Origin of the sequence: Agrobacterium sp. DE0009, from assembly GCF_007680755.1 — a bacterium.
GTDB classification, from domain to species: domain Bacteria; phylum Pseudomonadota; class Alphaproteobacteria; order Rhizobiales; family Rhizobiaceae; genus Agrobacterium; species Agrobacterium tumefaciens_B.
In genome coordinates this window covers 125628-146885 of sequence record NZ_VEIU01000009.1, presented here as the reverse complement: position 1 = coordinate 146885, position 21258 = coordinate 125628, and the positions used below count along the sequence as shown (strand labels likewise).

Here is a 21258-nt window from a genome sequence, read left to right as displayed (position 1 = left end):
AATCAAATCCCCGAAACCAAATGGCCTCGAAACCAAACAAGCAACCAGCTCATTCCTTGATTTTCTCAGAACGAAAGACTTCGTCGCCAGCAGCGCCGCCGCCCTCGTTCAGTGAGCGGACTTATAGGAGAACCACACCAAACAAGTCAACACACCAAATTCGAAAAAATCGAGAAATCCGTCTTCCTATTGATTTTAAAGGTGCATTTAAGATTTGTCATACAGATTAACGTCAATTACCCGGTTTCTACCGGTTTTGAGCGTTCATCAACGACCTTCCCTATATAGGGTTTGCATTTCAGGATTAAAGGTTGCCGCAGGCAGCAGCAATGTCAGTCTGACGACGGGCTGAAGCGGGCGACAAGCGCATGGGCACTGCCGGGATAGGTAAAGCGCACATAGGTGACGGCACCGGAATTGCTCCAGGTGCGTCGCTCCACCACGAGACACGCCTGCCTGTCGCCGATACCCAGAAGACGCGTGATTTCCTTTGCGGGCGTTTCCGCGCTGATGCGATGTTCGGCAGTGCTCCACGGTACATGACCCAGCAGCCACGGCCCCGGCGCGATTTCGGAGAAATCGGTTTCGGCCGCTTCCGGCACGGCACTCAGATTGACGAGACGCTGCTCGACGCAGAATTCCCGCGCGCCAGCAAAATGGATGCAAAGAATCTCAAGTAATGGTGTGCCGGTCGCCACATCCAGTCGTTCGCGATCCCCTGCATTCGCGTTGCGCAGTGCGTGTTCAAGGATTTTGAAGTCATATTCGAGCCCAAGTGATTCGACTTCCGCGCCGATGTCATGAATTTGCAGAACGGCTGACTGGATTTGCGGCTGACGGACGAAACTGCCTGACTTCTTGCGACGCTCGATCAATCCGGCTTTGGCGAGCTGGCTCATGACCTTATTCACGGTCATACGCGAACACTGATACTGGTCCGCGAGATCGACCTCGAATGGCAGCCGGTGCCCCGGCGGCCATTCGCCTGACACGATCTTGCCCTCTATATCGCCGAGGATACGCTGGTGCAGGGTTTGCCCGGCCGATGCTGTCGTCACGTCCGCACTCCCCTTCTCCAATGGCATTTTTTGGTCTCCGCCGACCCTATATCAGCCCTCAAGAAGTTCAGCCATGACCTTGTTGAAGCGGGCAGAGATTTCGCTGCGGCGGATATGACGGCCGCCACCGACGCATTTCTTGCCGCGCACCCAAACGGAATCGACGCCCACGCCACCCGCGAATATCCACTGATCGAGAATTTGCGATGGTGCAAGATATGGAACGGCGGATACATCAAGGGCGACAAAATCTGCACTTTTCTCGCGCTCCAGGCCATTTGGCGACGCCATCGCCCTGCCGCCGCCCTGAAGTGCACTGCGGAAAAGTTTCTCACCAGTGGAATGGCCGGCATCGGCGATAACATTGCGCGCGCGAAGCGAGAGGCGTTGCGAATACTCAAGGGTTCGCAGTTCTTCCGGTACGGAAATCAGGATACTGGAATCGGAGCCGACGCCGTGATGGCCTCCTGCCCCAAGAAATGACGGTGCAGGGAAGATGCCGTCGCCGAGATTGGCCTCCGTGATCGGACACAGACCGGCAACTGCGCCGCTTTTCGCCATGGCGCGCGTTTCACTCTCCGTCATGTGCGTTGCATGGATCAGGCACCAGCGGCTATCGACGGGCGCGTTTTCAAGCAGCCATTCCACCGGCCTTGCACCGGAAAAGGCCAGTGAGTCTTCAACTTCCTTCGTCTGTTCCGCGACGTGAATATGGATCGGCCCCCCTTTTGCCAGAGGCTCTATGGCGGCCAGCTCGTCAGCGGTGACAGCGCGCAGGCTGTGGGGCGCTATGCCAAGGACGGCGCCCGGCAGTCTGCCTACCACAGCCTCTGCGCCCTGCATCAGCTTTGCGTAACTGTCGAGCGAATGAAGGAAGCGTTTCTGTCCGTCTATCGGAGCCTGACCACCGAAACCGGAATGGGCATAAAAGACGGGCAGCAGGGTCAGACCGATACCCGTCTGCGACGCGGCCGCGCCGATGCGTTCGGCCATTTCGGCAATATTGCCGTAATGTGAACCGTCCCGGTCATTGTGCAGGTAGTGGAATTCACCAACCCTGCCAAATCCGGCCTCCAGCATTTCCATATAGAGCTGGGCAGCAACCGCCTCCACGTGGTCAGGCGTCATGGAAAGCGCGAATTTATACATCACGGTGCGCCAGCTCCAGAAACTGTCGTCACCCGGTCCGCGGATTTCAGCAAGCCCGGCCATGGCGCGCTGAAACGCGTGGCTGTGGAGATTGGGCATTGCCGGGACGATGACGGCGTGCCGCTCGTCCAGGGGCTGCGCGGAAGCGCCTGTTTCGACGGAGGCAATGAGACCGTCCTGGCATATGATGCGAACGTCCTTCGCCCATCCTTCCGCCAGAAGCGCTGCGCCCGCGTAAATTGCCGTCATGCCACCCTCTCCTTTGGTTCTGTCCGGCAAGGCCATTTCAAACCCGAAATTGCAGCTTGCCAAGCCGATTATTATGTATATACATTTAGCTCACAAAGGAAAGGCGAAAAGCAAATGCCAGGGAACAAATCTGCAAACGGAACGGCGACGGGAAACGCCACGGCTTTGTGGCGCAACGCCCGGCTGGCGACCTTCAATCCCGCCATGGAAGGCATCGGTGCCGTCGAAAACGCCGTCATTGCCATGCGTAACGGCCGCATTGCCTTTGCCGGCCCTGAAAGCGATCTGCCCGCCGATCTATCGAAAGCCGACGAGACCAACGATTGCGGTGGCCGCTGGATCACCCCTGCCCTCATCGACTGCCACACCCACCTCGTCTTCGGCGGCAATCGCGCCATGGAATTCGAGATGCGGCTGAACGGCGCGACCTATGAGGAGATCGCCAGAGCCGGCGGCGGCATCGCTTCCTCGGTGCGTGACACGCGCGCGCTCTCGGAGGAGGTTTTGGTGGCGCAGGCTCTGCCGCGTCTCGACACGCTTCTTTCGGAAGGTGTTTCCACCATTGAAATCAAATCCGGTTACGGTCTGGACATCGAAACCGAGCTGAAAATGCTGCGCGTCGCCCGCAGGCTTGAGACATTGCGCCCGGTGCGCATCGTCACCAGCTACCTCGCCGCACACGCGACACCCGCGGACTATAAGGGCCGCAACGCCGACTATATTACCGAAGTCGTCCTTCCGGGACTGGAAAAGGCCCATGCGGCAGGACTGGCAGATGCGGTTGACGGGTTTTGCGAAGGCATCGCCTTTTCCGTGGCTGATATAGACCGGGTTTTCGCGGCAGCAAAGCAGCGCGGACTTCCCGTCAAGCTGCACGCCGAGCAGCTTTCCAATCTCGGCGGCGCCGCGCTTGCGGCATCTTACAACGCGCTTTCGGCCGATCATCTGGAATATCTCGACGAGGCCGGTGCGAAGGCGCTGGCAAAAGCTGGAACCGTGGCCGTGCTTCTGCCCGGCGCCTTTTATGCGCTCAGGGAAAAGCAGCTGCCGCCTGTTCAGGCACTGCGCGATGCCGGAGCCGAAATCGCGCTTGCAACGGATTGCAATCCCGGCACATCGCCGCTCACCTCGTTACTGCTGACTATGAACATGGGAGCGACACTTTTCCGCATGACCGTGGAAGAGTGTCTGACGGCAACGACACGCAATGCGGCAAAGGCACTCGGCCTCGGTGCTCAAACCGGCACGCTGGAAGCCGGTAAATCCGCCGATTTCGCCATCTGGGATATCGAGCGCCCGGCCGAGCTTGTCTACCGCATCGGTTTTAACCCGCTCCATGCCCGTATTTTCAAGGGACAGAAGGTTTCCTCATGATCATGAAGACCATCACGCTTCATCCAGGCGCCGTGACGCTTGCCGATCTCGCGACGATTTACTGGGAAAACGGCACCGCCAAGCTCGATCGCTCCTTCGATGCCGGCATAGAAAAAGCGGCAGCCCGCATTGCTGAAATTGCCGCTGGCAATGCCCCGGTCTACGGCATCAATACCGGTTTCGGAAAGCTTGCTTCCATCAAGATCGACGCCGCCGATGTGGCGACTCTGCAGCGCAATCTCATCCTGTCGCATTGCTGCGGCGTTGGCGCGCCGCTGCCTGAAAATGTCGTGCGGCTGATCATGGCGCTGAAGCTCGTTTCGCTCGGCCGCGGCGCGTCCGGCGTGCGGCTGGAATTGGTGCGCCTGATCGAAGGCATGCTTGAAAAGGGCGTCATTCCGGTCATTCCCGAGAAGGGATCGGTCGGCGCTTCTGGCGATCTGGCACCGCTCGCCCACATGGCTGCAGTCATGATGGGCGAAGGCGAGGCTTTTTATGAAGGCTCGCTTCTGCCCGCTGGTGAAGCGCTGGCCAGAGCCGCGTTGACCCCCGTCGTGCTTGCAGCCAAGGAGGGTCTCGCCCTCATCAACGGCACACAGACCTCGACAGCGCTCGCGCTTGCCGGTCTCTTCCGGGCCCACCGTGCGGCGCAGGCGGCACTGATTACCGGCGCTCTTTCCACTGACGCCGCCATGGGCTCGTCTGCTCCTTTCCATCCAGATATTCACACGCTGCGGGGCCACAAGGGTCAGATTGACGCTGGTGCTGCGCTGCGCAATCTGCTGGAAGGTTCGGAAATCCGCGTCAGCCATATCGAAGGCGATGAGCGGGTACAGGATCCCTATTGCATCCGCTGCCAGCCGCAGGTGGATGGCGCCTGCCTCGATCTTCTGCGGCAGGTGGCCCGAACGCTGGAAATCGAAGCGAATGCGGTGACCGACAATCCGCTGGTGCTTTCGGATAATTCGGTGGTCTCGGGCGGTAACTTCCATGCCGAACCGGTGGCCTTTGCCGCCGACCAGACGGCGCTTGCCATTTGCGAGATCGGCGCGATCGCCCAGCGCCGCGTGGCGCTGCTGGTCGATCCGGCACTTTCTTATGGCCTGCCGGCGTTTCTATCCAAAAAGCCTGGCCTGAATTCCGGTCTGATGATCGCCGAAGTCACCTCCGCCGCGTTGATGAGCGAGAACAAGCAGATGGCGCATCCGGCCTCGGTCGATTCGACGCCGACCTCGGCCAATCAGGAAGACCATGTCTCCATGGCCTGCCACGGCGCGCGGCGACTGCTGCAGATGACCGACAATCTCTTCGCCATCCTCGGCATAGAAGCCTTGTCCGCCGTCCAGGGTGTCGAACTGCGCGGACCACTGAAGACCAGCCCGGAGTTACAGAAGGCAATTGCCGTTCTGCGCGGCGCTATACCTTCCCTGGAAGAGGATCGCTACATGGCACCTGACCTGAAGAAGGCGTCGGAACTGATTGCTTCGGGCGCGCTGGTTTCGGCGATTTCGGACGGCATTCTGCCGACGCTGGAGGCTTGAGATGCGCGCCTTCGAGGTCAGACAAGGCTCTTCGCCCGTTATTCTCGGCCTGCCGCACACCGGCACCGATGTGCCGGCGGAAATTTGGGACCGCCTGAACGACAATGGCAAAATCCTCGCCGATACGGATTGGCATATCCATGAGCTTTATGCCGGGCTTCTCGAAAACGCGACAACCGTGCGGGCAACGTTCCACCGCTACGTGATCGATGCAAACCGCGATCCCTCCGGCACCAGCCTTTATCCCGGCCAGAATACGACCGGCCTTATCCCGGAAACGGACTTCGATGGAAATGCCATCTGGAAAACGGGAGCGGAGCCCACAGAATCCGACATCGCCTATCGCCTTGAAAACTTTCACGCGCCCTATCACGCAGCCCTTGCGGCGGAAATCGAACGGGTGAAATCAATCCATGGTATCGCCATTCTCTACGATTGCCATTCGATCCGGTCGCACATCCCGTTCCTGTTCGAGGGCAAGCTGCCGGACTTCAACATCGGCACGGACATGGGCAAGACCTGCGATCCGTCAATCGAGAAAATCGCCGTCGAAGTAACCGCTTCCGCCGAAGGTTATGACAGCATCCTGAACGGCCGTTTCAAAGGCGGCTGGACGACTCGCCATTACGGCAAGCCGCAAACCGGCGTACACGCCATTCAGATGGAGCTGGCGCAGTCCACCCATCTTCAAAGCGAGACGCCGCCTTTTGCCTACGATGCTGCCAAAGCTGAACAACTTCGCACCCATCTCAAGACCATTCTTACGCGCATGGAAAGATTTGCGCTCGACACGAAACGATAAGGGGAAAGCACATGAACAACCCACGTCACAATGTTCGCGACGTCCGTGCCCCGCAGGGCACTGAACTCAATGCCAAAAGCTGGATGACGGAAGCACCGCTGCGCATGCTGATGAACAATCTGGATCCTGATGTCGCCGAGCGCCCGCATGAGCTTGTCGTTTATGGCGGCATAGGCCGCGCCGCCCGCACCTGGGACGATTTCGACCGCATCGTCGCGACGCTGAAGGATCTGAATGAGGACGAAACCCTCATCGTGCAATCGGGCAAGCCGGTCGGCGTGTTCCGCACCCATAAGGACGCGCCGCGCGTGCTGATCGCCAATTCCAACCTCGTGCCGCACTGGGCGAACTGGGATCATTTCAACGAGCTGGATAAGAAGGGCCTTGCCATGTACGGCCAGATGACGGCCGGTTCGTGGATCTATATCGGTACGCAGGGCATCGTGCAGGGCACCTATGAAACCTTCGTCGAGGCGGGCCGCCAGCATTATGACGGCAACCTCAAGGGCAAATGGATCCTGACCGGCGGTCTCGGCGGCATGGGCGGCGCGCAGCCGCTGGCCGCTGTCATGGCTGGAGCTTGCTGCCTTGCGGTCGAATGCGACGAGACCCGAGTCGATTTCCGCCTGCGCACCCGTTACGTCGACGCAAAGGCGCACACGCTCGACGAGGCGCTGGCGCTGATCGACCAATGGACCAAGGCGGGCGAGGCGAAATCCGTCGGCCTGATCGGCAATGCGGCGGAAATCTTTCCAGAGCTTTTCCGTCGCGGCGTCCGCCCCGATATCGTCACCGATCAGACCTCGGCGCATGACCCGGTCCACGGTTATCTTCCAGCCGGATGGACCGTTGCCGAATGGCGTGCAAAGCAGGAAAGCGATCCGAAGGCCGTCGCCGCTGCGGCGCGCGCGTCCATGAAGGTGCATGTGCAGGCCATGGTCGATTTCTGGAATGCTGGCGTTCCGACGCTCGATTATGGCAACAATATCCGCCAGGTCGCCAAGGACGAGGGGCTTGAAAACGCCTTCGCCTTCCCGGGCTTCGTGCCGGCCTATATCCGCCCGCTGTTTTGCCGCGGCATTGGTCCGTTCCGCTGGGCGGCCCTTTCGGGCGATCCGGAAGACATTTACAAGACCGACGCCAAGGTGAAGGAACTACTGCCTGACAACCAGCACCTCCACAACTGGCTGGACATGGCGCGCGAGCGTATCGCGTTTCAGGGCCTGCCGGCGCGCATCTGCTGGGTCGGCCTTGGCGACCGTCATCGTCTCGGGCTGGCCTTCAACGAAATGGTCAGGAACGGGGAACTCAAGGCGCCCGTCGTCATCGGCCGTGACCATCTGGACAGCGGCTCCGTCGCCTCGCCGAACCGCGAGACGGAAGCGATGAAGGACGGTTCCGACGCCGTGTCCGACTGGCCGCTCCTCAACGCCCTGCTCAACACCGCATCCGGTGCCACCTGGGTATCGCTGCATCATGGCGGCGGCGTCGGCATGGGTTTCTCACAGCATTCCGGTATGGTCATCTGCGCCGATGGTACGGATGATGCCGCACGCCGGCTGGAGCGTGTTCTCTGGAACGACCCGGCGACCGGCGTCATGCGCCATGCCGACGCGGGTTATGAGATCGCCGTTGAATGCGCCAGGGAACAGGGCCTGCGTTTGCCCGGCATCCTCGGCAACTGATGGTTTTGCCGCGCGGCCCATCGCCGCGCGGTCCCTGCCTTTCAAGGACGGAGATGGACATCATCGTTCAGTCTGTTCCCTCGTCTGAAACTTTCGAATCGATTTCTTCGTTACTTGCTTCTGCTCAGGTGTGATGTTTCGCCTCTGCGATAAACCGATGACTTTGATGGAGCGCGGACGACAGCATGGCACCACGACATATCTCCCTTGCGCTTGGTCTTCTGATTGGTACGGCTTTTCCCCTGTTGTCATCGAGCGTCGCCACCGCCTCCGAAAGCCGCGGGGCCGTTCCGGTGAGAATCGATGTGGGCGGATACAAGCTCAACAGCCTGTTGATCGAGCCTCAAAAACAGGCGGACCTGCCGCCGATCGTCTTTCTTCATGGCGCAAGCGCAAGCCTCTACGATCCGCTGTTTTCCTTCGCCGACAGGCTCAACGGCCGCGCGAAGCTATTATTTATCGACAGACCTGGCCACGGGGCCTCCGATATTGGTGGCAGTGACAATATCCTGCCAGACGTGCAGGCCGATGCGATTGCCGAACTGATGAAAAAGCGCGGAATCCACAAGGCTATCATCGTCGGACACTCATTCGGTGGCGCGATCACAGCGGCCTTTGCTTTGCGCCATCCGGAAATGGTGACGGGTCTCGTGTTCCTTTCGCCGGCGGTCTATCCCTGGCCGGGCGGTATCGCATGGTATTATACGGCAGCGAGCGCTCCAGTGACGGGACCGCTCTTTTCCACTATTATCGCGCCGCCGGTAGGCTTCTTCGCGCTCGATCAGGCAACGCGCGGGGTTTTTGCTCCCAATAGTCGTCCCGCGGGCTACATCGAGGCCACGCGCGCATGGGCCGCGTTAAGGCCGAAGGCGTTTCGCCATAACGCGCAGGAGGTCGCAGCGCTGAACGCCTGGGCCCGGAATACTGCGCCAAATTATGCAAAAATAACAGCGCCGACGGTCATCATCACCGGTGACACTGACAATGTCGTTTCGCCGGAAATCCATTCTCGCCAGCTTGCGCGCGCGATAACAGGATCGACACTCGTCGTTGTCAGAAATCTCGGACATAAATCCGATTACGTCGCGCGGGATCTTGTTGTGACGGCAATCGAAAAACTCGCCGGTAAAAAAGCCAACCTTTATGCGGCGCAGAAGATGCTTGAAAGGCGTATTGCCAGCGACGGCGGTATGTAGAAACACGACGTCCAGGAGCATATCGGGAAATGCAGACGATGAGACATCTGAAAAGCAACGCTTACACGTCGATGCCTTGGAAAAATGGCGGCGGTGTCACGACTGAGATCATCGTTCATCCGGCCGGCGCCACCATGACCGATTTCGATTGGCGGATCAGCATGGCCGATGTTGCACAGGACGGGCCGTTTTCGATATTTCCCGAAATTGACCGGACACTTAGCATTCTGGAAGGCAATGGTATGAGCCTCAGCATCGACGGAAAAGACCCCGTGGCGCTGACGGTTGAAAGCGCTCCCCTGCCCTTTGCCGCCGATGTTCCGGTTGACGCCACGTTGACCGACGGTCCGATTGTCGATCTGAATGTCATGTCCCGTCGCGGACACTTTCGGCATCGTGTCGAAAAACATCGCGAGGAACTGCGCCTTCAGCCAGCGCTGGCGACGACCACCTTCATCTTCGCCGTTGATCCGGCCGCTGTTTCATCCGGCAGCGAGACAATCGATCTGCAGCGACGTGATGGTCTCCTGATCGAGCCCGGTGCCGCGATTGCAGTTCGCAGTGCAGACCAGAGCGGCCAGTTCTTTATCGTGACCTTCGATCGGGGTTAAAACCTTCGAGACACGCCGATCCTACGCCTCAATCGAGGCCAAGCGGATCGGCGACCCTTGGCCACAGCCCCAGACTGGCCTTGCGGTACGGCGTTTTTGCCGGATCGGTGGGATATGAGGTCGGGGCTGCGATATAAACGATGTCAGATGCTATCGGCGCAAACCCGGCGTGAAAGTGGTTTGTCGACTTGACGAGCAGCAGATCCTTGCTAGCGAAATCGATACCCAGATTGGAGAAGATATCCGGCTCATAAGTTTGCGTCCGGCTTGTGATGAGGATAATGTCGATCTCTGTACCCAGCGGGCGAACAACGGCGGCACGGCCGAGCGTGACGCGGCTGTTGCGGAAGCTTTGCCATCCAGCCTCAGCCGTCCGCATCACCTTGATGCGGAAATCGAGCGGCTCGCCGCCTTGAGGGCTGGATTTGCCGCCAATGCGTAGATCGAGTTCGGCCCCCTCACCCGCCGCATGACAGAAGGACACCGCTATCGGGTCCCAGATCGTCGCGACAGCAAAATTATCGATGCCTCGCTCGACCATGCGCCGTAGAATATGGGTCGCATCACCCGCGACGCCGCCGCCCGGATTATCCCAGATGTCAGAGACGACCACCGGTTTCCCCGGATTGTTCGTGCGGATGGAAAGCGCGAAATCGAGGCCCGATTCTGTATCCAGCATCGGCATCGCGGTCAGCTTGCGCATGGCGTAGAGCTCGTGGCCCAACTTTTCCGCCAGCACATCGCCCTTCGACTTATCGTTATCGGTGACCACGGCAATGCGCGTTCCCATATCCGGTACGTCGCCCGCCATAAAACCGTGAATCACGGAAGCGGACAGAATGCCGTCCTTGCCTTCCATGGCCTTTAACCGATCGACATAAGATCGCATCGGCTCCCGGCTGGTGGGGTAAATTGTAATCATCCGGCAGTCGAATGTCGAGATGACGGGCTTGATCTCGCCTCGAAGGGTACGAAGCGCCAGTTCCACCACGTGCTCGCCACGTTCTTCGAAGTCCGTGTGCGGAAACTCCAGGAAAGTCGCCATGATGTCGAGGTTTTTGACCCGCAAGGCGGTAAGATGGCTGTGCGGATCGAATTCTGCGGCAATCAATACGTCCGGCCCGACCATGTCGCGTATCCGTGAGAGGAAATCACCTTCCGGATCGTCATAACCCTGCGCCGCCATCGCCCCATGCAGACCAAGGACAACAGCATCGACAGGCATGGCGGCGGCGAGTTCCCCGAGGATCGTGTCCCGCAGTGTCTCATAGGTCTCACGCTGGATAAGTCCGGCGGGCTCCGCCCAACAGGAGGTACCCTCAATGACTGTGAAGCCCTCTGCCTTGCCGCGGCGTCGCAGGATTGGCACCGGCGACGAGCACAGTGTTGGCGTTTCCGGATGCTCGCCGGGGCCGGCGTAAAATGCCGCACGGAAGGCGTCCATATCCGTTGGCACGGGCGAAAATGTGTTGGTTTCAGTGGCAAGCGATGCCGTGAAAATGCGCATATTTCCGAGTCTCGTTATCAGCGTCTGCATTCGCGCAGCTTCACAAATTGACTTTACTTAGCCGGATAATCTTACCACACGGTGCCGCGCGCCGCGATCTTCTCGACACGCGTTACAATGCCGTTGCGATGGAAGACCATTCTGTCGAAGAGATTGCTCACGACGCATGTGTGGTTCGGCACCACCTTGACGACGTCGCCAATCTCGAGCCGCGAGGAGCACCCGGACAGATCGACGACTGCATGCTCTTCCGAAAGCGACACGATTTTTGCGCCCTCATAACCTTGTATGAGGCCATAATCGCTGAAACCCAACAGGTCTGACGTCAGCGCCTTTGAGCCACTGTCCAGCACCGCCCGATCAGCGGTTGGCTTCGACACCACGGTTGCGAGGACGTGCATCGCCAGGTCATCGATATTGCAATGGCCCGCGCGCACCATTGAGCGGTCGTTATAGACATAGGTACCAGCCCGATGCTCGGTGGCCGAGGGAACAAGGTGCGCGGCGTAAAAATCAGGGGAACCGCCACTGGAACGGATCGGGCAGTCAATACCCTTCCCTGCAAGCAGTTTCATTGTCTCGGATAGAAATATCTCCACCGTCTCCGCCCCCGCAGGGGCGGGATAGGTCAGTATACCCTTGAAGACCAGCCCTGGGGCCGCGGCAATTTTCTCCGCAAGGGCTAGAGCCGTTTCCGGGCTTTGCACCCCACAGCGCTTGCCACCGGTATCGCATTCGACCAAAACCGCCAGCGGCCTGCTCACATCGAATGTAGCGGCAAGACCGGCAATTGTCGTCTCACTGTCTGCGACGACGCTGAGCCGAGCAACACGCTCGTTCAATGCCTTCAGCCTGGCAAGTTTCGCCGCACCGAGAATATTGTAGGTAATGAGAATATCGTCGAAGCCAGCATCGGCGAAAACTTCCGCTTCGCTGACTTTCTGGCAGTTGATACCGATTGCACCGGCCTCAAGCTGCTGTCTTGCGACAGCCGGTATCTTGTGGGTTTTGATGTGTGGGCGGAAGGCTTTACCATGGTCGTCCAGATAAGACTGCGCTCTCATGATATTGGCGCTGAGACGGTCCTCGTCAATGACGGGCATGGGCGTCGAAATTGCATCAATGGGTGTGCCCACGTCAGGCCAGGGATAGGTCATCATCTACTCTCAACAACAGGCAAATCGGGCTTCAGGCCAGCGGCTTGTAGGCGATAACGTCCATTTCGACCTTTGCATCGACCATTAGTGGTGATTGCACGGTCGAGCGCGCGGGCGGATGATCAATGAAATATTTCTGGAATACAGCGTTGAAGCTCGAAAAATCACGCGCATCATCCAGCCAGACATTCACCTTGACGACATCAGCCAGCGTGCAGTCGGCCAGCGCCAGGACGTCCTTGATATTGGCGATCACCTGCTCAGTCTGCGCCACGATACCGCCGACGACGACCTCACCGTCGACGGTTGGCACTTGACCGGAAACATAGACGAAATCTCCCGCCCTCACAGCTTTCGCAAAGGGGCGACGCTGTCCGCCTGCCTGATTGTCAGCAGCCTCGTATCTTACCAATTCTCCCATGGGTCCCCGCAAATTATTTTCATAAAGTCGCTCATTTCCGAGATCATTAGCCCTTTTTGACAGGAATTTCTACACGTTATGTAAATTATTTAGGAATTTGTCTTTCTTGGACCTCTGTCATAATGATCTTACGCGGCGTGCCATTACTCGGAACGCTTCGTTTCCCCACCGTATCAGACAGTCAAATAGTCAAAAACGGCAGGTTCCAGCCCCCGTTACACAGTGTGATTCCAGACAAGTTCTTGAGCCAAGTGTTCGGAGTTAGCCGCGGCTAACACAGCCCGACGGTGTCGGCGGATAACGGCACGGCCATCATGTCCTCAGCGTTGGATGGCTGGCATTCCGCTGCCGACAACTCGTTTCGTGATAGCATCCGCGATCTTTTGCGCCTGCACGCGAATATCGGGAACCGCAGTGATCTCCCAGAACCTGCCGGCGGTTAGCGCACCCGCCGCAAAGAGCCCAGGCCAACTCTCGCCATTCCCTCGCAAAAGCCGCGACTCTTCATCCACTTCAACACCGAGCCCTAAAGGATCCAACAAAACAATGCCGCCGTCACGCATGGACTCGAGCAGCCGAGAATGCCCGATCCCTGCCCTTTCCATGCCTGTACAATTAATCACCCAATCGACCTGCAGGGACTGAACGACCTGAGAATGTCGGCGCCGATAATTGAGGGCGATGCCTTCCACTGCCGGTTCAATAGACCGAAGAAATCCAGCGTGGATCTCGACAACCCCTTCAACCATCAGCTTCTCAAAAGCGGCGAAAACTTCAGGTGCAATCCGGTGCCGATGGATGTTCCACCAAGGTAAGCCATGGCGAAGAAACCGGCTACGTTGCGCCACCGTCAGGCTCTGCCACAGGGCCTGGGTTTTCGGGCGCAAGCCATCCATCACGCTGCGCCACGACACACCATCGCGGACCTGTTTGCGCAGGGACCTTAGCAAATGGCTTATCTCTGTTGAGCCAATGCCGAGATCAGGTTCGACTGGCGGCAATGGCGGGGTAACATGCGCATGCGGAACGAGGCCGCGACGAGAGAGAACATGGATCGGGCCGCGGTGGCCTTTTCCCCGCAGCGTCATGACTTGGTCAATCATCGTCAGGCCCGAACCAAGAATACAGATGCGGTCGCCTGATTTCACTTTGGAAAGCCAACCCGGCTGCCAGCAGTGACCAATAATATGCTGCGATCCATGCCCCGCATTATCGACAGTTTGCACCGGCAAACTTGCGGCTCCGACACCAAGACACAAAACGACATTGCGCGCGTGCAATTCGCGGCCCCTCTCAAGAGTGAAGGAAAATCCGCCCGCGCCATCTTCCCGGCAAGCGGAAGCCTTGGCCCGAATAAAATCGACCCTCGCACGCTGCTCCCGGCTTCGAAGCAAGGACGCCAGTCTATCGCGGAGATAAAGACCGTAGTCTCCGCGCGATGCAAATGATAGCGGATTGTCATCGAGTCTGCTCTGCCCCAACCACTCGACAAAATCGTTGGGGCGGTCGGGGAAGACGCTCATTCGACCGGCCGGCACGTTCAGGCGGTGATAGGGAAGCTCCGTTCGATAGGCGGTTCCGCGCCCAAAATCGGAGTCATCGCCGACGATCGCAATTGACGCTTCCTGCGGCAGGTTTGTCAAAAGATGAGCAGCGGTGCAGATCGCCGAGAAACCGGATCCAACGAGTGCGACATCATAAGGCATACAACCTCCAATCTGCGTGCGCAAGAACGCGAAAGCGACGGTGTCGCCATGATTACTCTAGTAAGGAAGTAGAGATTAAACCCACCCAGATGTCTACCCCACAATTTCTGGTCCCGCTCTTTGGAAGAGGCGATGAAGTCAGGACTAGAGGTTAGCCGCGGCTAACCAGCGGCGCCCAAGGTCGATCGACAAAAAACTCGAAGCGAGCACACTCCATAACCGCCTTCGCCCAGAAGTTTGCCGCGGCTAACCGAAAAACTGATGCGAAGTGCAAATGTAATTCTTCCACAATGCTTTAGCGCCGCCTTCGCATCTCGTAAAAAAGCCTATTGCGCCCAAAAGAGAATCGGCGCTTATATCTCAGTTGCGGAAAAAACCGCCTTTTTCGAAAAAAACCGCTACTGCAATTTCGAGCGAAAGAAGACCGATGACACAGAGTGTCGATTTAAGACGTGCTGCAGGAGCACCCGACCTGACGAGTCTTATACAACAGCATTCGGCTGCGTTGTCAGCCCAATTGCAGGCTCATAATGCAAATACATTTTCACCGCACACCGAAAAGAGCATGCGTCATTTCTCCCCGGCGGAAACCGCGAGGTTGATCGGAATTGGCGAAGCCTATCTTCGCCAGATCGCCGCCGAGCGGCCGGAACTCGACGCCGCGCAGGCGACCGGCCGTCGTTCCTATTCGGTGGAAGACATGGACGAGATCAGAAAGTTTCTCGATCAAGGTGCCCGCGGCACCCGCCGATACCTGCCGCACCGCCGCGAAGGCGAGGAGTTGCAGGTCATCGCCGTCATGAACTTCAAGGGCGGTTCCGGCAAAACCACGACGTCAGCGCATCTCGCTCAATATCTGGCGCTGCGCGGCTATCGTGTGCTTGCCATTGACCTTGACCCGCAGGCCAGTCTCTCGGCGCTCTTCGGTCATCAGCCGGAAATCGACGTCGGTCCGAATGAAACGCTGTACGGCGCGATCCGCTATGACGACGAACGTCGTCCGATCGCTGAAATCGTGCGCGGTACCTACATTCCCAATCTTCATATCGTTCCAGGCAATCTTGAACTGATGGAGTTTGAACATGATACACCGCGCGCCTTGATGCGCCGCGCGCCAGGCGACACGCTGTTCTTCGCACGCATCGGCCAGGCGATTGCCCAGGCTCAGAATTTCTACGATGTCGTTGTGATCGACTGCCCGCCGCAGCTGGGTTATCTCACGCTCTCTGCACTGACTGCCGCAACATCGGTTCTCGTCACCGTTCACCCGCAGATGCTCGACGTCATGTCCATGAACCAGTTTCTTGCGATGACCGGCGATCTTCTTGCTGAGATCGGCAGGGCAGGTGCCCGTTCCGACTACAACTGGATGCGGTATCTGATCACCCGCTTTGAACCGAGCGACGGGCCGCAGAACCAGATGGTCGCCTTCCTGCGCTCGATTTTTGGTGAAAACGTTCTCATCCACCCGATGCTGAAAAGTACGGCGGTTTCCGATGCGGGATTGACCAATCAGACACTTTTCGAAGTCGAAAGAACCCAGTTTACCCGGTCTACCTATGACCGAGCGCTGGAAGCCATGAACAATGTGAACGCTGAGATCGAAGGACTGATTAAGAAAGCGTGGGGTAGGGCAGCATGAGCAGAAAACAGATCTTCGCCAATCTCGGCACGCCAGCCGCTGACAGCAATGAAACCGCATCCGAGCGCTCGCGTCCACGCATCAGGCCCATTCTCGGTTCGCCTGAACTGGTCACGGATGTGCTGAATTCCCCTGTCGGCATGATCGGCCAGTCCCTTAACGAGGTTTCCGAGCGCGCGAAACGGGCGGAAGAGATCGAAAAGCAGCTCGCGGAAGGTCTAACGATCGTTTCGCTCAATCCTGCCGATATCGATCCTTCCTTCATCCCTGACCGTATGCCCGCATCGGAAGAAGCCGATGCCGGTCTCATCGAAGCCATTCGTGAACAGGGCCAGCAGGTTCCGATCCTGGTGCGCCCCCATCCTGATTTCCCCGGGCGTTATCAGGTCGCTTTCGGTCATCGTCGCCTGCGCGCGGTTACCAGCCTTGGTATTCCGGTCAAAGCTGTCGTTCGTGATCTGAGTGATGAGCAGCTCGTCGTTGCCCAGGGGCAGGAAAACAATGAGCGCCGCGACCTCACCTACATCGAAAAGGCGCGCTTCGCTCAAAAACTGCAGATGCGGTTTCCCCGTGACACCATCATGGCCGCCATGTCGCTTCACAAAGGTGACCTTTCCAACATGCTGTCGGTTGTCGGCCGCATTCCAGAGGATCTCGTTGACCTCATTGGTCCGGCTCCGACCGTTGGGCGGCGCAACTGGATGGACCTCGCCGACCAGCTGTCGTCGTCGCAGGTCAAGGAGGCGGCACGCGCCTATGTTAGGGATCCATCCGTCGCAACCCTGCCGTCCGAAGAACGGTTCAAAGCGCTCCTGGAGTTTTTGAAACCCAAGGCGCAGCCCAAAAAGACCGGCGTGTGGTCATCCGAGACCGGTGGCAGGTTGGCAAAGGTCGTCGAAAGCGACCGCAAGCTGGATATCTCTATAGACAAAAACGAAGCGCCGGAATTTGCCGAGTTCGTTCTCGAACACCTTCAGACGCTGTTTGCCGAATATCGGTCCAAGCAGTGAGTTTTAACTCGAACGACTAACAGGAGACGCATCACAAAAGAAAAAAGCCCCCGAACGTTGCCGCGCGGAAGCCTTTCTTTGATTTAAGCACCCGAAGAATCTCATTTCCGCGAATCATAGTCAAGAGTCTTGGCATCGAATTTTTCGGTGAGCGATTTTCTTTTGCCTTGTGAAAGGTGAAAGACATGGACAGCACATGTGTAACGACGCCCTTTGGGCGGCGAGCGATGTCGTTTGGCGTTCTCGCAACCCAGTTTGCCGCGCAAAAGAACAGGAAAATCGAAGCGGTCGATAAGTGGAAACTCTATCGATCCGTCTGCGAGGCCAGGCCTTTGCTCGGCGTTACGGACCGCTCGCTCGCCGTGTTAAACGCGCTTTTGAGCTTTTATCCAAAAAACGAGCTTTCCAATGAAGCGAGCTTGGTCGTCTTCCCATCCAACACGCAATTGTCGCTCAGAGCCCATGGAATGGCTGAGCAGACATTGCGCCGCCATCTCTCCGCACTTGTCGAGGCCGGCCTCATCATTCGTAAGGATAGTCCGAACGGAAAACGATATGCGCGCAAGCATCGCGGAGGAGAGATCAGCGAAGCCTATGGTTTTTCACTGGCACCGCTTCTCGCCCGCAAAGCCGAAATCGAAGAGTTGGCCGAACGTATCATCACCGAACGGCTCGATCTTCAGCGTCTCCGTGAGACCATCAGCCTTTGCCGCCGTGATATTCAGAAGCTCTGCGAGATGATCGCGGCGAGCGGTAAAACCGATATCGTCGAGGGGTTCCAGGCACGCTATACAGCCATTGCTGTCTCGCTCGGTCGTAACTCCAAGTCCGCAGAACTTAAAGAAATCGCCAATTTTCTGGCTTCTCTGCGTTCCGAAGTCACCAACTATCTGGAAAATATCGAAAAATCCGAAAAAATGGGCGGCAATGACTGCCAAAATGAGCGGCTCAAAAAGAATTCAGAATCCGAATCCATATCTAAACGGCAAAACTCGGAAGAGCCGGCTATCGCTGTACCAGCCAGTCAAATCAGAACGCCACAGGCCAGCGTGGCGCCCGTTAGCGAAACACCACGCCCCTCATTGGCAAAGCCTGTTTCTCAAAAGCAGTTTTTTGTTCCTGATATTGTTTTGGTTTTGAAGGCCTGCCCTGACATTTGCCACTATGCTCCTGGTGGTGCTGTGACCAGCTGGCGCGATCTGGAAGTGGCAACAGCCGTCATCAAGACCATGTTCAACATCAGTCACTCGGCTTACCAGGAAGCACTGCTCACATTTGGTCGCCAGGGAACGGCAGCCATTCTCGCTTGCCTTCTGCAAAAGGCCGACCAGATCAGTTCTCTTGGCGGATATCTTCGTAACCTGACCCGTAAGGCGGGGGAAGGGGGCTTTGAGCTGCAAACAATGCTCCTCGCACAGTTGCGCGGCCGTAAGGAAAACAGCGAGGCCACCATGCCCAGTTAAGCACCCGCGAGGCAAAGCTGCTCGTCTTGCAGAAAAGTCGCAGCAACGCTACATTAGCACCGGCTCAGCACAAAAGATTCGTTCGATGATTTCAGCACCGACAAGTGCTGGAAGAAGCAAGCCAATGGTTAATCCGAGGTAGCGAAAGCTAAGTGCATTTTAGCTTTCGTTATAGAATTTTCCATTTTTGGTTTCAATCGCTTGAGTCAACGCAAATTTCGGAAGCCTTTCGCCATTTTTCCCGGCGTCCTGGCATATAGTGACGTATATCTCCGACACGTTAGGCGTTGAAACAACCGTTTCGGTTTTCGCGAACAGCTAGAGGCGGGCACCACGTCACATCTTCCATAAGGCAGCGAAAGGAACATCCGGCTGAACCTTCTGCGCCGTGCCGCGTTGTCCAGCTATCACTTACTGGATGGCTATGATCATGATGTTTCCAGATGACATTGAATTGGCTGTTGCCGTCTATATGGCCGACCACGCGCTGCCACAGGACAAGGCGATCGAGACTCTTTTGAGAGCCGAATTACAACGCAGTGGCCATCTGTCCGGTGGGGCGGGTCGCCCGCGTGAAATCGTTGATGGGCAACCGAGTGCCGACTACGTTCAGTATAGTTCCTACCTCGAGGAAGACAGCTGAAGACCTACGGAACAAAAGCGATCTGAGGCTGTTTAAGGCGCAAACAATATTGCCAGGATACGCCCGATGCCTCAAAGAATAGTTCTCGTTACAGCCGCCTTTTCCACAATGATGAGTCTGCCCGCGCTGGCGCAATCTTTTGATGTGAGCGCTCTTGAAGTTCGAAAGCCAGAGCGCCCGCTATCGGCACCACAGATCACATCCCCGAACTACATTACCGACGTCACGGGAAAGAAAGTTAGACTTGTCGGCCCACGATTTTACCCAGATAACGCTCGCGCCCTCGATTTTCCCGGTCGAAAGGCGGACCCTGTTGTAGCCAGCGGTGAAGGCGTATTATCGCAGCGTTAAACCATCGCAAGAACGAAGGCTATTTGTTCAACGTCTGAGGCGGGAACGGAATGAAGGGCAGGGGCGGCGATGATCGCGTGCGCAAAGCGCATCCTGAAAGCTGGGTTAGACAGGAAGGACAGGATGCGGAAAAGGCCAGTTTTCCCGAACTGTTCTTTGATCTCGTTTTCGTCTTTGCGCTGATCCAGCTTTCTCACGCGCTCGCAGAGGATTTCGGACCAACGGCAGCACTTGAAGCTGTCATCCTGATATTGTCCCTATGGTGGCTTTGGATCCATACAACGTGGATCACAAACCTTCTGAACACAGAAAAGGAGCCTGTCAGGCTGCTGCTGTTCTTCCTGATGTTCGGCGGCGTGCTGCTTGCCATTGCGCTGCCAGAGGCCTTTGCCGAACAGGGGCTCATATTCGCGCTCATTTACATCGTGATGCAGGTCGGGAGAAGCCTTTTTACGCTTTTCGCTTTTAAGGCTGAGGATCGGCAGTCCTTTCTGATATTCGTGCGGGTCACGATCTGGCTCGTCATATCTAGCCTGTTCTGGCTTGCTGGCGGTTTGGTCGATCTTACCGATCGTATCCTCTTGTGGAGCATCGCGCTCGCGATCGAATATGCGGGGCCCGCCTGCCGTTACGTCGTGCCAGGCATGGCGAAGAGTGATGAAGACAGGCTGCACCTTTCAGGCGAACATCTAGCCGAGCGATGCGCACTCTTCGTCATCATATGCCTTGGCGAAACGATCCTCACCACTGGGCGCACAGCCACGGAATACATGAATTCCGGCCTGACGTTCCTGGTTTTTTGCTCGGCCTTCGTCAGCACCGTGGCCATGTGGTGGATATATTTCCATCACGGGCAGGAGGAGGCTTCCAAGAAGGCCGAAAGTGCCGAAGAAAAAGCAAAGATCGCCCATAACCTCTTCAATTATGGGCACCTGCCTATCGTTGCCGGCATCATCCTGACGGCGGTGGGAGAGGATTTCAGCCTCTCGCATGCCCATGACGGCGCGACATTTCGTGAAGCGATTGCGATTCTCGGCGGCCCAATCCTTTTTCTGGCCGGCAACATCGGCGTCAAGACCGCGGCCGCCTATCAAAGGCCGGTTTCGCATTTTGTCGGGGTTGCGGCGCTGTGTCTCTTATTGCCGGTGCCGGGCATCCCTCTCTTTGCGCTTCAGGTCGCAAGCACGGCAATTCTACTGCTTGTGGCACTTTGGGAATATCTTGCGCTGCAACGGGCAGTCACCAATGCCTGATGGCGGGAGAGGCATGGCCAGCTTGCGCCCCGGTTTGCGCAATCATCGTGTCGAGATGTGGCCCCAAGAAACCGCCGAAGATCGCCGAAGCGTGCGATCAGTCCGAAGGCGATGGCGGCGGTTGCAACGAAGAGCACCGTTACGGACGCCATGGCTGGGGGTATATCCGTAGCGCGAGGCGTTGCATATCTTGATTGGCAGCATTTCCATCGCAAGGCCGACGGTCATGGAAGCGCCGATATTTTCGTTAAGCGACAGCACGAAGGCAAAGGCGTATCCGGAGATGATGTCGGGCGTGATGAACGGCACGACGTTGGTGCGAAAACCATCCGGTCATCCGCATCCATCGTGGCGGCTGCCTCCGTCAATGAGCGACCGTTGGAAAGCCGAGCGAAAGTGTCACGAGCAGCAGGGTGACAGAGATGATCGCATGGCTAACA

The 21258-nt window shown here is 57.5% G+C and carries 17 protein-coding genes and 1 pseudogene; 11 read left to right on the top strand and 7 right to left on the bottom strand.

Going from position 1 to position 21258, the window contains the following annotated elements; genetic code table 11:
• Positions 1–332: 332 nt before the first annotated feature.
• Together hutC and FS804_RS22515 are read right to left on the bottom strand one after the other, a co-directional pair.
• Positions 333–1085, bottom strand: a complete 753-nt coding sequence (gene hutC, locus FS804_RS22520) for a histidine utilization repressor (protein ID WP_186376961.1) — start codon at positions 1083–1085, stop codon at positions 333–335.
• Between the two features lie 24 nt (positions 1086–1109).
• Entirely contained in the window at positions 1110–2456 is a 1347-nt protein-coding gene (locus FS804_RS22515; protein WP_144579022.1) for a formimidoylglutamate deiminase, read from the bottom strand.
• 114 nt (positions 2457–2570) lie between these two features.
• Between FS804_RS22515 and hutI the strand changes: the two genes are divergently transcribed.
• From hutI to FS804_RS22485, 6 genes are all read left to right on the top strand, one after another.
• Complete coding sequence (hutI, locus tag FS804_RS22510; protein WP_144579021.1) at positions 2571–3830, top strand: imidazolonepropionase; 1260 nt, start codon at positions 2571–2573, stop codon at positions 3828–3830.
• Positions 3827–5371: a histidine ammonia-lyase gene (hutH, locus tag FS804_RS22505; RefSeq protein WP_144579020.1), complete on the top strand. Its 1545-nt coding sequence runs from the start codon at positions 3827–3829 to the stop codon at positions 5369–5371. Before hutI ends, hutH begins: the two co-directional genes overlap by 4 nt.
• Position 5372: 1 nt before the next feature.
• Positions 5373–6173 (top strand): N-formylglutamate deformylase, encoded by an 801-nt coding sequence (hutG, locus tag FS804_RS22500; protein ID WP_144579019.1) that lies wholly within the window; start codon positions 5373–5375, stop codon positions 6171–6173.
• A gap of 11 nt (positions 6174–6184) precedes the next feature.
• Positions 6185–7858, top strand: coding sequence for a urocanate hydratase (gene hutU / locus FS804_RS22495; RefSeq protein ID WP_144579018.1), 1674 nt, complete (start codon positions 6185–6187; stop codon positions 7856–7858).
• A 185-nt stretch (positions 7859–8043) separates the two neighbouring features.
• The gene (locus tag FS804_RS22490; RefSeq protein ID WP_144579017.1) at positions 8044–9054 is read left to right on the top strand and encodes an alpha/beta fold hydrolase; all 1011 of its coding nucleotides are present in this window, start codon (positions 8044–8046) and stop codon (positions 9052–9054) included.
• Positions 9055–9092: 38 nt separating this feature from the next.
• On the top strand, positions 9093–9665 hold the full coding sequence (locus FS804_RS22485; protein ID WP_144579016.1) for a HutD family protein: 573 nt from the start codon (positions 9093–9095) through the stop codon (positions 9663–9665).
• A 28-nt stretch (positions 9666–9693) separates the two neighbouring features.
• Here FS804_RS22485 and FS804_RS22480 read toward each other — a convergent pair whose 3' ends face one another.
• From FS804_RS22480 to FS804_RS22465, 4 genes are all read right to left on the bottom strand, one after another.
• Entirely contained in the window at positions 9694–11172 is a 1479-nt protein-coding gene (locus FS804_RS22480; protein WP_144579015.1) for a M81 family metallopeptidase, read from the bottom strand.
• A 71-nt stretch (positions 11173–11243) separates the two neighbouring features.
• Positions 11244–12329, bottom strand: coding sequence for a D-TA family PLP-dependent enzyme (locus FS804_RS22475; RefSeq protein ID WP_144579037.1), 1086 nt, complete (start codon positions 12327–12329; stop codon positions 11244–11246).
• Between the two features lie 31 nt (positions 12330–12360).
• Positions 12361–12750, bottom strand: a complete 390-nt coding sequence (locus FS804_RS22470; RefSeq protein WP_144579014.1) for a RidA family protein — start codon at positions 12748–12750, stop codon at positions 12361–12363.
• A gap of 320 nt (positions 12751–13070) precedes the next feature.
• Positions 13071–14456 (bottom strand): FAD/NAD(P)-binding protein, encoded by a 1386-nt coding sequence (locus FS804_RS22465; RefSeq protein ID WP_144579013.1) that lies wholly within the window; start codon positions 14454–14456, stop codon positions 13071–13073.
• 427 nt (positions 14457–14883) lie between these two features.
• Here FS804_RS22465 and repA point away from each other — a divergent pair, with 427 nt between their 5' ends.
• The 5 genes from repA (at position 14884) to FS804_RS22435 (ending at position 20818) form a co-directional block, all read left to right on the top strand.
• Positions 14884–16098 carry a plasmid partitioning protein RepA gene (repA, locus tag FS804_RS22460; protein WP_144579012.1) on the top strand — a complete coding sequence of 405 codons (1215 nt, stop codon included), beginning with the start codon at positions 14884–14886 and terminating at the stop codon, positions 16096–16098.
• Complete coding sequence (repB, locus tag FS804_RS22455; protein WP_144579011.1) at positions 16095–17108, top strand: plasmid partitioning protein RepB; 1014 nt, start codon at positions 16095–16097, stop codon at positions 17106–17108. Before repA ends, repB begins: the two co-directional genes overlap by 4 nt.
• A 185-nt stretch (positions 17109–17293) precedes the next feature.
• Positions 17294–18571, top strand: a complete 1278-nt coding sequence (gene repC / locus FS804_RS22450; protein ID WP_144579036.1) for a plasmid replication protein RepC — start codon at positions 17294–17296, stop codon at positions 18569–18571.
• 430 nt (positions 18572–19001) lie between these two features.
• Positions 19002–19214, top strand: coding sequence for a hypothetical protein (locus FS804_RS22445; protein WP_144579010.1), 213 nt, complete (start codon positions 19002–19004; stop codon positions 19212–19214).
• A 401-nt stretch (positions 19215–19615) separates the two neighbouring features.
• Positions 19616–20818 carry a low temperature requirement protein A gene (locus FS804_RS22435; RefSeq protein ID WP_144579009.1) on the top strand — a complete coding sequence of 401 codons (1203 nt, stop codon included), beginning with the start codon at positions 19616–19618 and terminating at the stop codon, positions 20816–20818.
• Positions 20819–20871: 53 nt separating this feature from the next.
• Here FS804_RS22435 and FS804_RS25275 read toward each other — a convergent pair.
• Positions 20872–21257: pseudogene (locus tag FS804_RS25275) on the bottom strand (ABC transporter permease); the annotation flags it as partial.
• Between the last annotated feature and the right edge of the window lies 1 nt (position 21258).